This window comes from Nocardioides sp. (assembly GCF_035703625.1).
In the GTDB taxonomy this organism is placed as follows: Bacteria; Actinomycetota; Actinomycetes; order Propionibacteriales; family Nocardioidaceae; genus Nocardioides.
Genome location: NZ_DASSXS010000070.1, coordinates 1 through 18,044 on the forward strand (window position 1 = coordinate 1; position 18,044 = coordinate 18,044).

31 protein-coding genes and 1 pseudogene are annotated in these 18,044 nt (G+C 68.0%); 30 read left to right on the forward strand and 2 right to left on the reverse strand.

What is annotated here, in order from left to right; all coding sequences use genetic code 11:
• The 30 genes and pseudogenes from VFN12_RS03460 to rplQ all read left to right on the forward strand — a co-directional run.
• Positions 1-93: pseudogene (locus VFN12_RS03460) on the forward strand (50S ribosomal protein L23); the annotation flags it as partial.
• Positions 94-116: 23 nt separating this feature from the next.
• Positions 117-944 carry a 50S ribosomal protein L2 gene (gene rplB / locus VFN12_RS03465; RefSeq protein ID WP_325117190.1) on the forward strand — a complete coding sequence of 276 codons (828 nt, stop codon included), beginning with the start codon at positions 117-119 and terminating at the stop codon, positions 942-944.
• Between the two features lie 16 nt (positions 945-960).
• Positions 961-1,242 (forward strand): 30S ribosomal protein S19, encoded by a 282-nt coding sequence (rpsS, locus tag VFN12_RS03470; RefSeq protein WP_325117191.1) that lies wholly within the window; start codon positions 961-963, stop codon positions 1,240-1,242.
• A 26-nt stretch (positions 1,243-1,268) separates the two neighbouring features.
• Positions 1,269-1,694, forward strand: a complete 426-nt coding sequence (rplV, locus tag VFN12_RS03475; RefSeq protein WP_325117192.1) for a 50S ribosomal protein L22 — start codon at positions 1,269-1,271, stop codon at positions 1,692-1,694.
• Entirely contained in the window at positions 1,694-2,551 is an 858-nt protein-coding gene (gene rpsC / locus VFN12_RS03480; RefSeq protein WP_325117193.1) for a 30S ribosomal protein S3, read from the forward strand. The genes rplV and rpsC overlap by 1 nt, the downstream gene beginning before the upstream one ends.
• Before the next feature lie 5 nt (positions 2,552-2,556).
• Positions 2,557-2,976, forward strand: a complete 420-nt coding sequence (gene rplP / locus VFN12_RS03485; protein ID WP_325117194.1) for a 50S ribosomal protein L16 — start codon at positions 2,557-2,559, stop codon at positions 2,974-2,976.
• On the forward strand, positions 2,976-3,236 hold the full coding sequence (rpmC, locus tag VFN12_RS03490) for a 50S ribosomal protein L29 (protein WP_414690003.1): 261 nt from the start codon (positions 2,976-2,978) through the stop codon (positions 3,234-3,236). Before rplP ends, rpmC begins: the two co-directional genes overlap by 1 nt.
• Positions 3,233-3,508, forward strand: a complete 276-nt coding sequence (gene rpsQ, locus VFN12_RS03495) for a 30S ribosomal protein S17 (RefSeq protein WP_325117195.1) — start codon at positions 3,233-3,235, stop codon at positions 3,506-3,508. Before rpmC ends, rpsQ begins: the two co-directional genes overlap by 4 nt.
• Positions 3,505-3,873, forward strand: a complete 369-nt coding sequence (gene rplN / locus VFN12_RS03500) for a 50S ribosomal protein L14 (RefSeq protein ID WP_325117196.1) — start codon at positions 3,505-3,507, stop codon at positions 3,871-3,873. Before rpsQ ends, rplN begins: the two co-directional genes overlap by 4 nt.
• Positions 3,874-3,877: 4 nt before the next feature.
• A complete protein-coding gene (gene rplX / locus VFN12_RS03505) occupies positions 3,878-4,243 on the forward strand; it encodes a 50S ribosomal protein L24 (protein ID WP_325117197.1) in 366 nt (121 codons plus the stop codon).
• Entirely contained in the window at positions 4,243-4,812 is a 570-nt protein-coding gene (gene rplE / locus VFN12_RS03510; protein WP_325117198.1) for a 50S ribosomal protein L5, read from the forward strand. Before rplX ends, rplE begins: the two co-directional genes overlap by 1 nt.
• Before the next feature lies 1 nt (position 4,813).
• Positions 4,814-4,999, forward strand: a complete 186-nt coding sequence (locus VFN12_RS03515; RefSeq protein ID WP_325117199.1) for a type Z 30S ribosomal protein S14 — start codon at positions 4,814-4,816, stop codon at positions 4,997-4,999.
• Between the two features lie 121 nt (positions 5,000-5,120).
• Positions 5,121-5,537, forward strand: coding sequence for a 30S ribosomal protein S8 (rpsH, locus tag VFN12_RS03520; protein ID WP_325117200.1), 417 nt, complete (start codon positions 5,121-5,123; stop codon positions 5,535-5,537).
• 27 nt (positions 5,538-5,564) lie between these two features.
• The gene (gene rplF, locus VFN12_RS03525; protein WP_325117201.1) at positions 5,565-6,107 is read left to right on the forward strand and encodes a 50S ribosomal protein L6; all 543 of its coding nucleotides are present in this window, start codon (positions 5,565-5,567) and stop codon (positions 6,105-6,107) included.
• 2 nt (positions 6,108-6,109) lie between these two features.
• On the forward strand, positions 6,110-6,493 hold the full coding sequence (gene rplR, locus VFN12_RS03530; protein WP_325117202.1) for a 50S ribosomal protein L18: 384 nt from the start codon (positions 6,110-6,112) through the stop codon (positions 6,491-6,493).
• 48 nt (positions 6,494-6,541) lie between these two features.
• On the forward strand, positions 6,542-7,168 hold the full coding sequence (gene rpsE / locus VFN12_RS03535) for a 30S ribosomal protein S5 (protein ID WP_325117203.1): 627 nt from the start codon (positions 6,542-6,544) through the stop codon (positions 7,166-7,168).
• Entirely contained in the window at positions 7,168-7,350 is a 183-nt protein-coding gene (gene rpmD / locus VFN12_RS03540; protein ID WP_325117204.1) for a 50S ribosomal protein L30, read from the forward strand. Before rpsE ends, rpmD begins: the two co-directional genes overlap by 1 nt.
• A 1-nt stretch (position 7,351) precedes the next feature.
• Positions 7,352-7,792 (forward strand): 50S ribosomal protein L15, encoded by a 441-nt coding sequence (gene rplO / locus VFN12_RS03545; protein ID WP_325117205.1) that lies wholly within the window; start codon positions 7,352-7,354, stop codon positions 7,790-7,792.
• Positions 7,793-7,913: 121 nt separating this feature from the next.
• Positions 7,914-9,209 (forward strand): preprotein translocase subunit SecY, encoded by a 1,296-nt coding sequence (secY, locus tag VFN12_RS03550; protein WP_325117206.1) that lies wholly within the window; start codon positions 7,914-7,916, stop codon positions 9,207-9,209.
• Between the two features lie 57 nt (positions 9,210-9,266).
• Complete coding sequence (locus VFN12_RS03555) at positions 9,267-9,842, forward strand: adenylate kinase (RefSeq protein WP_325117207.1); 576 nt, start codon at positions 9,267-9,269, stop codon at positions 9,840-9,842.
• A gap of 104 nt (positions 9,843-9,946) precedes the next feature.
• Positions 9,947-10,768, forward strand: a complete 822-nt coding sequence (gene map / locus VFN12_RS03560) for a type I methionyl aminopeptidase (RefSeq protein ID WP_325117208.1) — start codon at positions 9,947-9,949, stop codon at positions 10,766-10,768.
• A 160-nt stretch (positions 10,769-10,928) separates the two neighbouring features.
• Entirely contained in the window at positions 10,929-11,885 is a 957-nt protein-coding gene (locus tag VFN12_RS03565) for a TerC family protein (protein WP_325117209.1), read from the forward strand.
• 37 nt (positions 11,886-11,922) lie between these two features.
• A complete protein-coding gene (locus tag VFN12_RS03570) occupies positions 11,923-12,969 on the forward strand; it encodes an LLM class flavin-dependent oxidoreductase (protein WP_325117210.1) in 1,047 nt (348 codons plus the stop codon).
• 273 nt (positions 12,970-13,242) lie between these two features.
• Positions 13,243-13,464: a translation initiation factor IF-1 gene (gene infA / locus VFN12_RS03575; RefSeq protein WP_036490070.1), complete on the forward strand. Its 222-nt coding sequence runs from the start codon at positions 13,243-13,245 to the stop codon at positions 13,462-13,464.
• Positions 13,465-13,574: 110 nt separating this feature from the next.
• Positions 13,575-13,688 (forward strand): 50S ribosomal protein L36, encoded by a 114-nt coding sequence (gene rpmJ / locus VFN12_RS03580; protein WP_038503151.1) that lies wholly within the window; start codon positions 13,575-13,577, stop codon positions 13,686-13,688.
• A 204-nt stretch (positions 13,689-13,892) separates the two neighbouring features.
• Positions 13,893-14,273, forward strand: a complete 381-nt coding sequence (rpsM, locus tag VFN12_RS03585) for a 30S ribosomal protein S13 (protein WP_325117211.1) — start codon at positions 13,893-13,895, stop codon at positions 14,271-14,273.
• Positions 14,274-14,358: 85 nt separating this feature from the next.
• Entirely contained in the window at positions 14,359-14,766 is a 408-nt protein-coding gene (gene rpsK / locus VFN12_RS03590; RefSeq protein WP_325117212.1) for a 30S ribosomal protein S11, read from the forward strand.
• Positions 14,767-14,806: 40 nt separating this feature from the next.
• Positions 14,807-15,415 (forward strand): 30S ribosomal protein S4, encoded by a 609-nt coding sequence (gene rpsD, locus VFN12_RS03595; RefSeq protein ID WP_325117213.1) that lies wholly within the window; start codon positions 14,807-14,809, stop codon positions 15,413-15,415.
• Positions 15,416-15,511: 96 nt separating this feature from the next.
• Entirely contained in the window at positions 15,512-16,528 is a 1,017-nt protein-coding gene (locus VFN12_RS03600) for a DNA-directed RNA polymerase subunit alpha (protein ID WP_325117215.1), read from the forward strand.
• Positions 16,529-16,578: 50 nt separating this feature from the next.
• A complete protein-coding gene (gene rplQ, locus VFN12_RS03605; RefSeq protein ID WP_325117216.1) occupies positions 16,579-17,202 on the forward strand; it encodes a 50S ribosomal protein L17 in 624 nt (207 codons plus the stop codon).
• A gap of 114 nt (positions 17,203-17,316) precedes the next feature.
• Here the strand turns inward: rplQ and VFN12_RS03610 are convergent, their stop codons facing one another.
• Together VFN12_RS03610 and VFN12_RS03615 are read right to left on the reverse strand one after the other, a co-directional pair.
• Complete coding sequence (locus VFN12_RS03610; protein WP_325117217.1) at positions 17,317-17,694, reverse strand: hypothetical protein; 378 nt, start codon at positions 17,692-17,694, stop codon at positions 17,317-17,319.
• 218 nt (positions 17,695-17,912) lie between these two features.
• Positions 17,913-18,032, reverse strand: coding sequence for a DUF805 domain-containing protein (locus VFN12_RS03615; RefSeq protein WP_325117219.1), 120 nt, complete (start codon positions 18,030-18,032; stop codon positions 17,913-17,915).
• Positions 18,033-18,044: the final 12 nt, after the last annotated feature.

Genomic DNA, 18,044 nt, shown 5'->3' on the forward strand with positions numbered 1-18,044 from the left:
TTCGGCATCGGCAAGCGCGTGAACACCAAGCGCGCGATCGTCAGCCTGGCCGAAGGGCACCGCATCGACATCTTCGGAGGTCCGGTCTCCTGACCGGGCGCTAAGGACGAACTGACATGGCAATCCGCAAGTACAAGCCGACCACCCCGGGCCGTCGTGGCTCGTCGGTCGCCGACTTCGTCGAGGTGACCCGCACCACGCCGGAGAAGTCGCTGACCCGTCCGCTGCCCAAGAAGGGCGGCCGCAACAACCAGGGCCGGATCACCACCCGGCACCAGGGTGGCGGCCACAAGCGCGCCTACCGGATCATCGACTTCCGTCGCTACGACAAGGACGGCGTCCCCGCGAAGGTCGCCCACATCGAGTACGACCCGAACCGCACCGCCCGGATCGCGCTGCTGCACTACGTCGACGGCGAGAAGCGCTACATCATCGCGCCGCGCGGCCTGCAGCAGGGAACCGCGGTCGAGTCCGGCCCCAACGCCGACATCAAGCCCGGCAACAACCTGCCGCTGCGCAACATCCCGGTCGGCAGCACCATCCACTGCGTGGAGCTGCGGCCTGGTGGCGGGGCCAAGATCGCCCGCTCGGCGGGCAACTCCGCCCAGCTGGTTGCCAAGGAGGGCTCGCGGGCCACGCTGCGCATGCCGTCGAGCGAGATGCGTTTCGTCGACGTGCGGTGCCGCGCGACCATCGGCGAGGTCGGCAATGCCGAGCAGGCGAACATCAACTGGGGCAAGGCCGGACGCATGCGCTGGAAGGGCAAGCGCCCGACCGTCCGCGGTGTCGTCATGAACCCGGTCGACCACCCGCACGGCGGTGGTGAGGGCAAGACCTCGGGTGGCCGCCACCCGGTGTCCCCCTGGGGCCAGCCCGAGGGTCGCACGCGCAAGCGCAAGACCTCCGACGCCCAGATCATCCGCCGCCGCCGCAAGAAGCGCTGAGTAGGGAAGAGACGAGATGCCTCGCAGCCTCAAGAAGGGCCCCTTCGTCGACGACCACCTGATGAAGAAGGTGGACGCGGAGAACGACAAGGGCAGCCACAACGTGATCAAGACGTGGTCGCGTCGCTCGATGATCGTGCCGGCCATGATCGGCCACACGATCGCCGTGCACGACGGCCGCAAGCACGTGCCGGTGTTCGTGACCGACTCCATGGTCGGACACAAGCTCGGCGAGTTTGCCCCCACCCGCACCTACCGCGGGCACGTGAAGGACGACCGGAAGGCTCGCCGCCGCTGACGCGGCGCGGCAAAGGAGAGATAGCCATGAGCGTTACCGAGCGCAGGCGCACGAGCGCCCGCCGCGAGTCGCTGCTCGGCGACCAGCCGGGGGCCTTCGCGAGCGCACGCTTCGTACGGATCACCCCGATGAAGGCCCGCCGTGTCGTCGACATGGTCCGTGGCCTGCCGGTCGACGAGGCGTCGGCCCTGCTGGCGTTCGCGCCGCAGGCCGCGGCCGAGACCGTCCGCAAGGTGCTGGAGAGCGCCGTCGCCAACGCCGGGACCACCGAAGGTCTCGACACCGGTGACCTCGTCGTCTCCGTCGCCCAGGTGGACGAGGGCCCCACGATGAAGCGCTGGCGCCCACGCGCCCAGGGCCGGGCCACCCGGATCCTGAAGCGCACCAGCCACATCACGCTCGCCGTCCAGCCGGCGTCCGTGGTCGAGGAGAAGAAGGGACGGACTGCCTGATGGGGCAGAAGATCAACCCGAACGGCTTCCGCCTCGGCATCTCGACGGACCACAAGAGCCGTTGGTACGCCGACAAGCTGTACAAGTCATACGTCGGAGAAGACGTCGCGATCCGCAAGCTGCTCTCCAAGGGCATGGAGCGGGCCGGCATCTCCAAGGTCGAGATCGAGCGCACCCGTGACCGCGTCCGCGTGGACATCCACACGGCGCGCCCGGGCATCGTCATCGGTCGCCGCGGCGCCGAGGCCGACCGCATCCGCGGTGAGCTCGAGAAGCTCACCGGCAAGCAGGTCCAGCTGAACATCCTCGAGGTCAAGAACCCCGAGGTCGACGCTCAGCTGGTCGCCCAGGGTGTGGCCGAGCAGCTCGCCGGGCGGGTCCAGTTCCGCCGCGCCATGCGCAAGGCGATGCAGACCTCGATGCGTTCCGGAGCCAAGGGCATCCGGATCCAGTGCTCCGGCCGCCTCAACGGCGCCGAGATGTCGCGCACCGAGTTCTACCGCGAGGGCCGCGTGCCCCTGCACACGCTGCGTGCCGACATCGACTACGGCTTCTACGAGGCCAAGACGACCTTCGGCCGGATCGGTGTGAAGGTCTGGATCTACAAGGGCGAGGTCGCGGGCACCCGCGCCGAGCGCCAGGCGCAGGCTGCGGCCCGCGCCGGCGTACCCGGTCGTGGTGGCCGCCCCTCGCGCGGCGGCGACCGTCCGAGCCGTGGCTCGCGTGGCGACCGCCCGACCCGTTCCGACCGCTCGGGCGACAGCGCCTCGTCGGCCCCGGCCCGTGCCGAGGCGCCGGCTGCTGCCAGCGAGGGGACCGCTGCCCCCGCGGCCGAGTCGTCAGGCAAGGAGGGCTGAGCAGCATGTTGATGCCCCGTCGAATCAAGCACCGCAAGCAGCACCACCCCCGTCGGACCGGTGCCGCCAAGGGCGGAACCAGGCTCGCCTTCGGCGACTTCGGGATCCAGGCGGTCGAGGGTCACTACGTGACCAACCGGCAGATCGAGTCAGCGCGTATCGCGATGACCCGGCACATCAAGCGAGGCGGAAAGGTGTGGATCAACATCTACCCCGACCGTCCGCTGACCAAGAAGCCGGCCGAGACCCGCATGGGTTCGGGCAAGGGGTCCCCCGAGTGGTGGGTGGCCAACGTCAAGCCCGGCCGAGTCATGTTCGAACTCTCCGGTGTGGATGAGGGAACCGCCCGCGAGGCGATGCGCCGCGCGATGCACAAGCTCCCGATGAAGTGCCGCTTCGTCTCCCGTGAGGCAGGTGAATTCTGATGCCAAGCAACGGTATGGCCGCTCACGAGCTCGACGAGATGACCGGCATCGACCTCGAGGCCAAGCTGCGTGAGGCCAAGGAGGAGCTGTTCAACCTCCGTTTCCAGGCGGCCACCGGCCAGCTGGAGAGCCACGGCCGGCTTCGCACGGTCAAGAAGGACATTGCCCGGATCTACACCGTCGTCCGCGAGCGCGAGCTCGGGATCCGTACGGACCCGGGCGCAGACAACGAGGCCAATGAGAAAGGCGGCGCGGCATGAGCGAGCAGACCGAGAAGACTGCGCGCAACGCGCGCAAGGTGCGTGAGGGCCTGGTCGTGTCCGACAAGATGGACAAGACCGTGGTCGTGTCCGTCGAGGACCGTGTCAAGCACGCGCTGTACGGCAAGGTCATGCGCCAGACGTCGCGCCTGAAGGCGCACGACGAGCAGAACGACTGTGGCATCGGCGACCGGGTCCTGATCATGGAGACCCGCCCGCTCTCGGCCACCAAGCGCTGGCGCGTCGTGGAGATTCTGGAGAAGGCGAAATGATCCAGCAGGAGTCCCGACTCAAGATCGCCGACAACACCGGTGCGAAGGAGATCCTCTGCATCCGTGTCCTCGGTGGCTCGGGTCGACGCTACGCCGGCATCGGCGACGTGGTGGTGGCGACCGTCAAGGACGCGATCCCTGGCGGCAACGTCAAGAAGGGCGAGGTCGTCAAGGCCGTCGTCGTGCGCACCGTCAAGGAGCGCCGCCGGCCCGACGGTTCCTACATCCGCTTCGACGAGAACGCCGCGGTCATCCTCAACCCCAACGGCGAGCCGCGAGGCACCCGCATCTTCGGCCCGGTGGGCCGCGAGCTGCGCGAGAAGCGGTTCATGAAGATCATCTCGCTCGCGCCGGAGGTGCTCTAGAGACATGGGTAAGAACACCGTGAAGATCAAGAAGGGCGACACCGTCAAGGTGATCGCCGGCAAGGACAAGGGCGCCGAGGGCAAGGTGATCTCGGTGCTGCGGGAGCAGCAGCGGGTGATCGTCGAGGGCGTGAACCGCGTCAAGCGGCACACCAAGGTGGTCAACCAGGGCGGTCGCGCCGGGACCACCGGCGGCATCATCACCGCCGAGGCACCCATCCACGTGTCCAACGTGATGCTGGTCGAGGACGACGGGGTCACCCGGATCGGCTTCCGCCGCGACGAGGTCACCAAGCGTCGTCCCGACGGGTCGACGTACTCCTCGACGCGCAGCGTCCGCATCTCCCGCAAGACCGGGAAGGAGATCTGATGACCGAGACGACCCAGGAGACGGTCGCGCCGCGGCTCAAGGTCCGCTACCGCGAGGAGATCCTCCCGGCCCTGCAGAGCGAGTTCGAGATCAAGAACGTCATGCAGGTGCCCGGGCTGACCAAGATCGTGGTCAACATGGGTGTCGGTGAGGCGGCTCGCGACTCGAAGCTGATCGAGGGCGCCATCAAGGACCTCGCCACGATCACCGGTCAGAAGCCGCAGGTGACCCGGGCCCGCAAGTCCATCGCGCAGTTCAAGCTGCGTGAGGGCATGCCCATCGGTGCCCACGTCACGCTGCGTGGCGACCGGATGTGGGAGTTCCTCGACCGCCTCCTGTCGCTGGCGCTGCCCCGCATCCGCGACTTCCGCGGGCTCTCGCCCCGGCATTTCGACGGTCGCGGCAACTACACCTTCGGGCTGACCGAGCAGGCCATGTTCCACGAGATCGACCAGGACAAGATCGACCGGTCGCGTGGCATGGACATCACGGTCGTGACCACCGCCAGCAACGACGACGAGGGTCGCGCGCTGCTCAAGCAGCTCGGCTTCCCCTTCAAGGAGAACTGACATGGCGAAGACTGCCCTCCGGGTGAAGGCGGCCCGCAAGCCGAAGTTCGCTGTCCGCGGCTACACCCGCTGCCAGCGCTGCGGCCGGCCCAAGGCCGTCTACCGCAAGTTCGGCCTGTGCCGCATCTGCCTGCGGGAGATGGCGCACCGCGGCGAGCTGCCGGGCGTGACCAAGGCCAGCTGGTAGGTCCCGCCCGGGCCGTACGCGGCCCAGCCCGACCACCGAAAGACCACACAACTAGAGAACGCTGCAGGTCCCGCCGAGAACCTCGGTTGCGGAAACCACAACGAGAAAGGGCCTCACGGCCATGACGATGACTGACCCGATCGCAGACATGCTCACCCGTCTGCGCAACGCCAACCAGGCGTACCACGACGAAGTGACGATGCCTTACAGCAAGCTGAAGCAGGGCGTCGCGGAGATCCTCAAGCAGGAGGGCTACATCACTTCGTTCGACGTTGCCGACAACGGCAACGACGGCCAGACCGCCGTCGGGAAGACGCTGACGATCACGCTCAAGTACGGCCGCAACCGGGAGCGCTCCATCGCGGGCGTCCGCCGGATCAGCAAGCCGGGGCTGCGCGTGTACGCCAAGCACACCGGTCTTCCGAAGGTGCTGGGCGGACTCGGCGTCGCCATCATCTCGACGAGCCAGGGCCTGCTGACCGACCGCCAGGCGAACCAGAAGGGCGTGGGTGGGGAAGTCCTCGCCTACGTCTGGTAACCCGAGACTGCGAAGGAGAGAACAAGCATGTCGCGCATTGGCAAGCTGCCCATCGCGGTGCCCTCGGGTGTGGACGTGGCGATCGACGAGCGCCTCGTGACCGTCAAGGGCCCCAAGGGCACCCTGTCCCACCAGGTCGCCGCACCCATCACCGTGGCCAAGGACGACAACGGCACGCTCGAGGTCAAGCGACCCGACGACGAGCGCGAGAGCCGGTCGCTCCACGGCCTGACCCGCACGCTGATCAACAACATGGTGATCGGCGTGACCGACGGCTACGAGAAGAAGCTCGAGATCGTGGGCGTCGGCTACCGCGTCCTGTCGAAGGGACCGACGCAGCTGGAGTTCCAGCTCGGGTACTCCCACTCGATCACGTTCAACGCCCCCGAGGGCATCACCTTCACGGTGGACGGTCCGACCCGGCTCGGTGTCCAGGGCATCGACAAGCAGCTGGTCGGCGAGACCGCGGCGAACATCCGCAAGCTGCGCAAGCCCGAGCCGTACAAGGGCAAGGGCGTCCGCTACGCGGGCGAGCACATCCGCCGCAAGGTCGGAAAGGCTGGTAAGTGACCATGGCGATCACGCTTTCGAAGCACAAGAACACGGCCCCGCGGGTCAAGTCCCGCCTGCGCCGTCAGGTCCGCGGCCGCAAGCGGGTGTTCGGCACCGCCGAGCGCCCGCGCCTGGTGGTCACCCGGTCCTCGAAGCACATCACGGTCCAGGTCGTCGACGACCTGGTCGGGAACACACTGGTCTCGGCCTCGACGATGGAGGCCGACCTGCGCTCCTTCGACGGTGACAAGACCGCCAAGGCCAGGAAGGTCGGCGAGCTGGTCGCCGAGCGGGCCAAGGAGAAGGGCGTGGGCTCGGTGACCTTCGACCGCGCCGGCAACAGGTACCACGGCCGCGTCGCGGCACTGGCAGACGGGGCCCGCGAGGGCGGCCTGACCTTCTGATCGTCAGACTTGCGTAAGAGTACTTAGAGAGAGTTGAGGACAAATCTCATGAGCGGAGCCCAGCGCGGACAGCGCGGTGGCGAGCGCGCCTCGAGCGACCGTCGCGGACGCGACGACCGTCGCGGAGGAGGCGACAAGACCGCCTACATCGAGCGCGTCGTCGCGATCAACCGTGTCGCCAAGGTCGTCAAGGGTGGTCGTCGGTTCAGCTTCACCGCCCTGGTGGTGGTCGGCGACGGCGAGGGTCTCGTCGGCGTCGGCTACGGCAAGGCCAAGGAGGTGCCGGCGGCGATCGCCAAGGGCGTCGAGGAGGCCAAGAAGCAGTTCTTCAAGGTCCCCCGCATCCAGGGCACCATCCCGCACCCGGTCCAGGGCGAGAAGGCGGCCGGCGTCGTCCTGCTGCGCCCGGCCGCACCCGGTACCGGTGTCATCGCCGGTGGCCCGGTGCGTGCGGTGCTGGAGTGCGCCGGCATCCACGACGTGCTGAGCAAGTCGCTCGGTTCGTCCAACCAGATCAACATCGTCCACGCGACCGTCGAGGCGCTGCGGATGCTCGAGCAGCCGGAGGCCGTGGCCTCGCGGCGCGGGCTCCCCGTCGAGGAGGTGGCTCCGGCCGCCCTGCTCAAGGCGCGGGCCGAGGTCCCCGAGGGCGTCTCGCAGGAGGTGGCCGGCTGATGGCGCAGCTCAAGGTCCAGCAGAAGCGGTCCACCATCGGCTGCAAGGCCAACCAGCGCGAGACCCTGCGCAGCCTGGGTCTCAAGCGGATCGGCGACGTGGTCGTCAAGGAGGACCGTCCCGAGATCAGGGGCATGGTCCAGACCGTGCGCCACCTGGTGACGGTCGAGGAGGTCGACTGACATGACACTGAAACTTCATCACCTGCGTCCCGCCCCGGGCGCCAAGACCGCGAAGACACGCGTGGGTCGCGGCGAGGGGTCCAAGGGCAAGACCGCCGGTCGCGGCACCAAGGGCACCAAGGCCCGCAACCAGGTGCCGGCCGCCTTCGAGGGTGGCCAGATGCCGATCCACATGCGGTTGCCGAAGCTGAAGGGCTTCAAGAACCCGTTCAAGGTGGAGTTCCAGGTGGTCAACCTCGACCGCATCGGCGAGCTGTTCCCCGACGGCGGCGAGGTGACCGTCCAGGGGCTGGTGGACCGCGGCGCGGTGCGCAGCGGCCACCCGGTCAAGGTCCTCGGGCAGGGCGACCTCTCGGTCGCCGTGCAGGTCAGCGCCAACGCCTTCTCCGGCTCGGCCCGCGAGAAGATCGAGGCCGCCGGCGGCACTGCCACCGTCGTCTGAACGTTGTCGAGTGAGGGGCCCACGGGATGACTGTTAGGCTTCCCGGGGCAACTCGCCCACCGTCGGTCGAGCTCGTCGAGACCTGCCACGGGCCACGCCCCGCCTGGAGAAAGAGGATGTCGTGCTAGGCGCGTTCGCCAACGCTTTCCGCACCCCGGACCTGCGGCGCAAGTTGCTGTTCGTGCTGCTGATCATCACCGTCTTCCGGCTCGGCAGTCAGGTCCCGGCCCCCGGCGTGAACGTCGCGAACGTCCAGTCGTGCCTCGACGACGTGCAGAACCAGGGCGTCTACAGCCTGATCAACCTGTTCTCGGGCGGTGCGCTGCTGCAGCTGACGATCTTCGCGCTGGGCATCATGCCCTACATCACCGCGAGCATCATCCTGCAGCTGCTCGTCGTGGTCATCCCCCGTCTGGAGGCCCTCAAGAAGGAGGGCCAGTCGGGACAGACGAAGATCACGCAGTACACCCGCTACCTGACCCTCGGCCTGGCCCTGCTGCAGGCCACGGGGATCGTCGCCCTGGCGCGGTCCGGCAACCTCCTGCAGGGCTGTGAGGAGAGCCTGCTCCACGACGACGGCACCTCCACCTTCCTCGTCATGGTCATCACCATGACGGCCGGCACGGCCGTGATCATGTGGCTGGGCGAGCTCATCACCGAGCACGGCATCGGCAACGGCATGTCGCTGCTGATCTTCACCCAGGTGATCGCGACCTTCCCCGCCTCGATGTGGCAGGTCCAGAAGAGCCAGGGCTGGTGGGTCTTCGGCATCGTGATGCTGATCGGGCTCGTCATCATCGCCGCGGTGATCTTCATCGAGCAGGCCCAGCGGCGGATCCCCGTCCAGTACGCACGCCGGATGGTCGGCCGGAAGATGTTCGGCGGCAGCTCCACCTACATCCCGCTGAAGGTGAACCAGGCCGGCATCATCCCGGTCATCTTCGCCTCGTCGCTGCTCTACCTGCCCGCCATGGCCGTCCAGTTCAACGCGAACAGTGGCTCCGCCTGGGTCTCGTGGGTCAACCGCTACTTCGTCAGCGGCACGCACCCGATCTACATGGCGACGTTCTTCCTCCTGATCGTCTTCTTCACCTACTTCTACGTCTCGATCACCTTCAACCCCACGGAGGTCGCGGACAACATGAAGAAGTACGGCGGCTTCATCCCCGGGATCCGGGCGGGCAAGCCGACCGAGGACTACCTGTCCTACGTCCTGTCCCGCATCACGCTGCCGGGCTCGCTGTACCTCGGTCTGATCTCGCTGATCCCGCTGATTGCGCTCGTCCTGATCAACGCCAACCAGAACTTCCCGTTCGGTGGTACCTCGATCCTGATCATGGTCGGCGTCGCACTCGACACGGTGAAGCAGGTCGAGAGCCAGCTCCAGCAGCGCAACTACGAAGGATTCCTGCGCTGATGCACCCCACGAAGTCGCTCCGCATGCGCTCCATCGCTCCGCGGGGGGCCCGCTGACATGCGCGTCATCATGATGGGCCCGCCGGGCGCGGGCAAGGGCACCCAGGCGACGTTCGTCGCCGAGCACTTCGGCATCCCGGCGATCTCCACCGGCGACATCTTCCGGGCCAACGTCGCCGAGGGCACGCCTCTCGGCATCGACGCCAAGCGGTACATGGACGCCGGCGAGTACGTCCCCGACGAGATCACCAACAAGATGGTGCGCAACCGCATCGACGAGCCCGACGCCGAGCCCGGCTTCCTGCTCGACGGCTACCCGCGCACCCTGGCCCAGGTCGAGGAGCTCGACGGCATGGTCCGGTTCACCGGGCACCGGCTCGACGCGGCGGTGGTGCTCACGGTGGACAACGAGGAGATCGTCCAGCGGCTGCTGCAGCGCGCCGAGGTGGAAGGGCGAGCGGACGACACCGAAGAGGTCATCCGTCGCCGCCAGGAGATCTACCGCGAGCAGACCGAGCCCCTGATCGAGGTCTACCGCGAGCGGGGGATCCTGGTCGAGGTGGACGGCATGGGCGAGGTCGACGAGGTCACCAAGCGCATCTTCGAGGCGCTCGACGTCGTTCCTCAGTCCTGAGCGAAGCTCAGGACTGAGGAGCGTTGGTGGTTGAGCAGCGAGCGCGGCTGAGGCACGAAGCCGCGACCGAGCGTGTCGAAACCCGGTGAGAAGGGAAGCCGACCTTGAGGTGGTCTGACCGCAACATCGAGATCAAGACCCCTGAGCAGATCCGCCTGATGCGGGTGGCCGGCCTGTTGGTGGGGGAGACGCTCGAGCTGCTCCGCGACGCCGTACGACCCGGGGTCACCACCGGGCAGCTCGACGCGCTGGCCGAGGACAACATCAGGTCGCACGGCGGGATCCCGTCGTTCAAGGGCTACTCCCACCCGCCTTTCCCGGGCACCATCTGCGCCTCGGTCAACGACGAGGTCGTGCACGGTATCCCGGGCTCCCGCGAGCTCGCGGAGGGCGACGTGATCTCCATCGACTGCGGCGCGATCGTGGACGGCTGGCACGGCGACGCGGCGATCACGGTCGCCGTCGGCGAGGTCCCGGCGGACGTCCAGGAGCTCATGAGGGTCACCGAGGAGTCCCTGTGGCGCGGTCTGGCGGCCGCCCGGCTCGACGGACGGGTCTCCGACATCTCCCACGCGATCGAGTCGTACGTCGGCTCGCAGGGCGGCTACGGCATCCTCGAGGAGTACACCGGCCACGGCATCGGGACCGAGATGCACATGCCGCCCAACGTGCCCAACTACGGGCGCCGGGGCCGCGGGCCCAGGCTCGTGGAGGGCATGGCGCTCGCAGTCGAACCGATGGTCACCCTCGGCGGCAAGCGCACCACGCTCCTCGAGGACGAGTGGACCGTGGTCACCGGGGACGGCAGCTGGGCGGCCCACTACGAGCACACCTTCACGCTCACCCAGACCGGCACCTGGGTGCTGACCGCGGTCGACGGTGGCCGGGAGCGTCTCGCCGCACTCGGAGTGCCATTCGGCGGCTGAGCACCTCTGTGCGAGGATGAGGGCGCCAGGAGGGGAGTACTCCCACGACCCGGTCTCGTCATCACGATCGCCCGCGCGGCGGTCCGGGGCCGTGGGCCGCGCGTCGCGGCGGAAGAGACCTCCGGTGTAGTCAGCACGCAGCGACATCATCGGAGGCCTTGTGGACGTCAGCACCCTGGAATGGACCATCACTCTCGGCGTGACCATCGCCGTGCTCCTCTTCGACGTGGTCGTCATCGCCCGCGACCCGCACGAGCCCTCGATGCGGGAGTGCGCGATCGCGCTGTCGGTCTATGTGGGCGCAGCGATCCTGTTCGGGGCGTGGGTCTGGATCTACCACGGCCATGACTTCGGCATCGAGTTCTACACCGGGTGGCTGGTCGAGTACAGCCTCTCGGTCGACAACCTGTTCGTCTTCATCGTGTTGATGGCGGCGCTCAAGGTGCCCCGTGAGTACCAGCAGGAAGCCCTGATGGTGGGGATCATCCTGGCGCTGATCTTCCGCGGCATCTTCATCGCCGTCGGCTTCCAGATGATCGACCGCTTCTCGTGGGTCTTCTACGCGTTCGGCGCGTTCCTCATCTACACGGCGATCGGACTGGTCCGCAGCTACCGCTCGCACGAGGACGAGCACCCGGAGAACAGCCGGGTGGTGAGGTTCGCCCAGCGGCACCTCAAGACCAGCGAGGAGTTCCGGGGCCTGAAGATGTGGTGGACGGAGAACGGCAAGCGCGTCGTCTCGCCGATGCTGATCGTGATCATCGCCCTCGGCTTCACCGACATCATGTTCGCCCTGGACTCGATCCCCGCGATCTTCGGTATCACGCAGGAGCCGTACCTGGTGTTCACCGCCAACGTCTTCGCGCTCATGGGCCTGCGGCAGCTCTACTTCCTGATCGGTGGCCTGCTCAAGCGGCTCGTCTACCTGTCACTCGGACTCGCGTTCATCCTGGGCTGGATCGGCGTCAAGCTGATCGTCCACGCGATGCACGAGGGCCACCTGGTCGAGTTCGAGATCCCGACGCTGATGAGCCTGGCGGTCATCCTGGTGACGCTGGCGGTCACCACGCTGGCGAGCCTGCGCAAGACGCGGCAGGAGGAACAGGCCGCCACCTGAGCGGAATAGCCGTCGGCGGCGGCTCGTTGCTCCGGGGATGACGACTCCCGCGACCCGGCTCTCCGTGCTCGACCTCGTCCCCGTCCGGACCGACCAGACCAGCGCCGACGCCCTCGCGGCGACGTTGTCGCTGGCCCGGGTCGCCGACGAGCTCGGGTTCGAGCGCTACTGGCTGGCCGAGCACCACAACATGCCGGCGGTCGCCGCCACCAACCCCGCCGTGCTCGTCGCGCTGGTGGCCGGCGCCACCCGCTCGATCCGGGTCGGCTCGGGCGGGGTGATGCTGCCCAACCACGCGCCACTGGTGGTCGCGGAGCAGTTCGCGCTGCTCGAGGCCGCCCATCCCGGCCGGATCGACCTCGGCATCGGCCGGGCGCCCGGCACCGACCCGGTGACCGCCTGGGCGTTGCGGCACGGTGCCGGCGGGGTCACCGACGAGGCGGTCGAGCGCTTCCCCGAGTACGTCGACAACGTGGTCGCGATGATGGACGCCGCCGGGGTCGGGCTCCAGCTCAACGGACGGGTGCACGAGCTCCGAGCCACGCCGAGCGCCACGTCGGTGCCGCCGATCTGGCTGCTCGGCTCGTCCGACTACTCGGCCCAGCTGGCCGCCCGGAAGGGCCTGCCCTACGTGTTCGCCCACCACTTCGCCGGTAAGGGCACCGCCGAGGCGCTCGACCTCTACCGCCGGGAGTTCCAGCCCTCGCCAGAGCACGCCGAGCCCCGCACCTTCCTGACCGTCAACGTCTCGGCCGCCGACACGGCGGAGGAGGCCGAGCGACTGGCCCTCCCGCAGCTGCTCGCGATGCTCGCGCTGCGGACCGGAGCCCCGTTGACCGCTCAGCGCCTGGTCGAGGATGCCGAGGCCCACGAGGTGCCCGATCAGCACCGGGGGCTGCTCGAGGCCATGCGTTCGCGCTGGGTCATCGGCGACGGCGCCGGCGTACGCGAGCAGCTGGCGCGACTGGCGTCCCGGTACGACGTCGACGAGGTGATGGTCCACCCGGTGGCGGGGGCGCATGCCGGGGGTGACCCGGGCGCGGGGCCCGGACGCGAGCAGACGCTCCGGCTGCTGGTGGCGTGAGCCGCCGAATTCGTGTTTCGGGCGCGTTTCCCCCTAGACTGATGCGTCGGCCCAACGTGGGTCTGTTTCGTGGTGCCTCGCGGCTGCCCGGATCACAGCGCATTCTGTCTCGCAAGGGGCGATCTGCGGCGTGCCCGGGATGAGGTCCAGGAAGCGGCCTGACGAGGTCCACCCACGCAGCGTGGGAGGTTCCCGGGCCACCTGCCTCCGGGCAGTGCAGCAACGGTAGATCAGCGGCCCAAACGGGCGAGTCAACCAGAAGATTGTGAGGCCATGCCGAAGAAGGAAGGCGTGATCGAGATCGAGGGCACCGTCGTGGAGGCCCTCCCCAACGCCATGTTCCGGGTCGAGCTGACCAACGGACACAAGGTGCTCGCCCACATCAGCGGCAAGATGCGTCAGCACTACATCCGGATCCTCCCCGAGGACCGTGTGGTGGTCGAGCTCTCACCGTACGACCTGACCCGCGGTCGCATCGTCTACCGGTACAAGTGACCCGAAGCGTGAGAGCGCAACGGCCTGGCAGCCGAAAGCAGGCCGTGAGAATGCGCTCGAACTGCGAGGGGCACAAATACTTGCCCATCAGCCGAGGAAAGTTCTGAACCATGAAGGTCAACCCGAGCGTCAAGAAGATCTGTGACAAGTGCAAGGTGATCCGTCGCCACGGCCGCGTCATGGTGATCTGCGACAACCCGCGACACAAGCAGCGCCAGGGCTAGCGGCCGAAGCTCGAACTGCGAGGTCGCTCCAGCAGGAGCCCCGGCACCACAACTGAACAAGCATCGTGATCGCTAGGTCGCGACCGGCCCGTTCCACGGGCTGACGCGACTGAAGCCACCCCCGGAGCAGTGGCCGGGGCCCACCCGAGGCGGGTTGGGGCGCGACACGACCGAAACCGCTGTGCGAACAGAGAAGGAACACCAATGGCACGCCTCGTCGGTGTCGACCTCCCGCGCGACAAGCGCATCGAGGTCGCACTCACCTACATCTACGGCATCGGCCGTACCCGCGCCCAGGAAGTGCTGGCAGCCACCGGGGTCAGCCCCGACCTGCGAGTCCACGAGCTGGGCGACGAGGAGCTGGTCAAGCTCCGCGACGCCATCGACGGCGCCGACATCAAGATCGAGGGTGACCTCCGCCGTGAGGTCCAGGCCGACATCCGTCGGAAGATCGAGATCGGCAGCTATCAGGGTCGCCGTCACCGCCAGGGCCTCCCGGTCCGCGGTCAGCGCACCAAGACCAACGCCCGCACCCGCAAGGGTCCGAAGCGGACGGTCGCCGGCAAGAAGAAGGCGACCAAGTGATCGCAGGCCACTGCCGAGTCACCTCGGCCGGCCCGGATCACCGCTGACCACGAACTCTCAGACCAGCTACCTCAGGAGTTACCGAATGCCTCCCAAGAGCCGCACAGCGGCCGGCGCCCGCAAGACGCGCCGCAAGATCAAGAAGAACGTCGCCACGGGCGAAGCCCACATCAAGAGCACGTTCAACAACACCATCGTCACGATCACCGACCCGACCGGTGCGGTGATCTCGTGGGCCTCTGCCGGCACCGTCGGCTTCAAGGGCTCGCGCAAGTCGACGCCGTACGCCGCCCAGATGGCCGCCGAGGCCGCCGGGCGCCGGGCGATGGACCACGGCATGAAGAAGATCGACGTCTTCGTCAAGGGCCCCGGCTCGGGTCGCGAGACCGCGATCCGCTCCCTGGGTGCGATCGGCCTCGAGGTCGGCACCATCCAGGACGTCACGCCCACCCCGCACAACGGATGCCGCCCGCCCAAGCGCCGGCGCGTCTGACGACCCCGAGATCAGCAGAGCCTGAAGGAGACTTTGAACCATGGCCCGCTACACCGGCCCCATGACCAAGAAGTCGCGCCGTCTCGGTGTCGACCTCGTTGGTGGCGACTCGGCGTTCGAGCGTCGCCCCTACCCGCCCGGCCAGCACGGCCGTGGCCGCATCAAGGAGAGCGAGTACCTCCTCCAGCTCCGCGAGAAGCAGAAGGCGCGTCTCTCGTACGGCATCCTCGAGCGGCAGTTCCACAACTACTACGTCGAGGCTTCGCGTCGCGCGGGCAAGACCGGTGACAACCTCCTGCAGCTGCTCGAGTGCCGCCTCGACAACGTGGTCTACCGGGCCGGCTTCGCCCGCACCCGCCGCCACGCGCGCCAGCTCGTCGTGCACGGTCACTTCAAGGTCAACGGCCGCAAGGTGGACATCCCGTCCTTCCAGGTCAGTGCCCACGACGTGATCGACGTGCGCGAGAAGTCGCTGGAGATGACGCCGTTCATCGTGGCTCGCGAGACCCACGGCGAGCGGGTCGTCCCGGCCTGGCTCGAGGCGATCCCGAGCCGGATGCGCATCCTCGTTCACCAGCTCCCGGTCCGGGCCCAGATCGACATCCCGGTCCAGGAGCAGCTGATCGTCGAGTACTACTCCAAGAAGTAAACCCGCGGGGGGACCCCCCGTGGACCGCACCACAAATCCTCCCCACTGCAGTTCGGGCCCATCAAATGGTGGTTGGGCCCGGAAAGGAAAGATTCAGTGCTTATCGCTCAGCGACCGACACTGTCGGAAGAGTCCGTTGACGAGTTCCGCTCGCGCTTCGTGATCGAGCCCCTGGAGCCCGGCTTCGGCTACACGCTCGGCAACTCCCTCCGCCGTACCCTCCTGTCGTCGATCCCCGGTGCCTCGGTCACGAGCATCAAGGTCGACAACGTCCTGCACGAGTTCTCGACCATCGAGGGCGTCAAGGAGGACGTGACCGAGGTGATCCTCAACCTCAAGGGCCTCGTCGTCTCCTCCGAGCACGACGAGCCGGTCACCATGTACCTGCGCAAGTCCGGTGCGGGCGACGTGACGGCTGCGGACATCGCGCCCCCGGCGGGCGTCGAGGTCCACAACCCCGACCTCAAGATCGCCACCCTGTCCGACAAGGGCAAGCTGGAGATGGAGCTCGTCGTCGAGCGCGGCCGGGGCTACGTCTCCGCCGTGCAGAACAAGGGCGCCGACAACGAGATCGGCCGGATGCCGGTCGACTCGATCTACAGCCCGGTGCTCAAGGTGACCTACAAGGTCGAGGCGACCCGTGTCGAGCAGCGCACCGACTTCGACAAGCTGGTCATCGACGTCGAGACCAAGCCGTCGATCCGTCCCCGTGACGCGATCGCCTCGGCCGGCAAGACGCTGGTCGAGCTCTTCGGCCTGGCCCGCGAGCTGAACGTCGAGGCCGAGGGCATCGACGTCGGTCCGTCTCCGGTCGACGAGCAGCTGGCCGCGGACCTCGCCCTCCCGGTCGAGGACCTCCAGCTCACCGTCCGCTCCTACAACTGCCTCAAGCGCGAGGGCATCCACACCGTGGGTGAGCTCATCTCCCGCTCGGAGCAGGACCTGCTGGACATCCGGAACTTCGGCGCGAAGTCGATCGACGAGGTCAAGGCCAAGCTGGTCGAGATGGGCCTGTCCCTCAAGGACAGCGCTCCCGGCTTCGACCCGCACGCTGCCCTGGCGGCGTACGGCGATGACGACGACGACGCGTTCGTCGAGGACGAGCAGTACTGAGACCCATCTACTCCGGTACCTGATACGGCCGGGGAGAAACGAGTAGAGACATGCCTACCCCCACCAAGGGTGCCCGCCTCGGCGGCAGCCCCGCTCACCAGCGCCTGATCCTGGCGAACCTGGCCACCGCGCTCTTCGAGCACGGTCGGATCACCACGACCGAGACCAAGGCGCGCCGCCTGCGCCCGGTCGCGGAGAAGCTGATCACCAAGGCCAAGAAGGGCGACCTGCACAACCGGCGCGAGGTCCTCAAGACCATCCGCGACAAGTCGGTCGTGCACACGCTCTTCACCGAGATCGCGCCGACCTTCGCGGAGCGTCCGGGCGGCTACACCCGCATCACCAAGCTCGGCCCGCGCAAGGGCGACAACGCCCCGATGGCGGTCATCGAGCTGGTGACCGAGGAGTACCAGCCCAAGCAGAAGTCGTCGAAGCCCGCCCGCGGCAAGGCGACGCCCGCTGCGGCCCCGGCCGACGAGGCGCCGGCTGAGGAGGCTCCCGCCGAGGAGGCGCCGGTCGAGATGACCGACGAGGCGTCCCCCGAGGGCAGCGTGGTCGCCGAGGCGGAGGCGCCTGCCGGCGAGGAGCCCGAGGCTGCTGCTGCGGACGAGCCCGAGGCGTCCTCGGAGGAGCCCGCACCGGCGGAATCCGACGAGGAGTCCAAGGACGCCTGAGCGAGACACATCGATCGAGGCCCGTCACCCACCTGGGTGGCGGGCCTCGATCGTTCGCGCTCGGGTGTGTCTAGCCCGAGGGCTCCGGCCCGGGCCGAGGCGCCAGGGCAGTCCTCAGTTCCTGATGTCGAAGACCGGCTGGCATTCGTACGTCGCGCCGGCCTCGATCCGGATGCTGGGCTTCGGGCACGAGTTGACGGGCGCCCACCCGACGAACTTCGAGCCGTCCGCGGCCACTGCCCTGAGGCGGACTTTCGTGCCTTCTTCGAAGGCGACGATGCAGTCTCCGGTGGGGCCGGTCTCGTCGTTGATGGTGCAGTTGATGCCGGCGGGGGTAGATGTGACGGTCCCCTCGCCCAGGCCACCCTGGATGATCCGGATCGTCCCGGTCGCGGCGTACGACGGTGAGGCCACGAGCATGGTGAGGCTGATGCCGAGCACGGTGGCGAGGATCAGCCTGAAGCCCTTGGTGCGCGCAGATCTGATGGGCATGTGTTCCCTCCAAACGGGACCGGTTGGAAAGCAGATCCTGCGATCACCATGGCAGGCTCGGCCCCTCTGGGCCATAGCCAACCTGGCCCTGGGGTCGCGTGCTCATGGGCACCGGAGCGAGCCGCTCGGTCGAGCTCAGCCGGCCAGGGCCAGGTGCCCGCCGACCACCCCGCCGACGGCGCCGGCGCCGTAGACGACGTACGTCGCGGAGCGGTCGCTCACACGGTCGGCGCGACTGCCTTCGGTGACGGGCCGTACTTGTTGTCGCCGTGGCTGTCGAGGCAGTAGAAGACGATCAGGATGATCCAGCCGACGATCGGGATCAGCCCGATCAGGATCCACCAACCGGT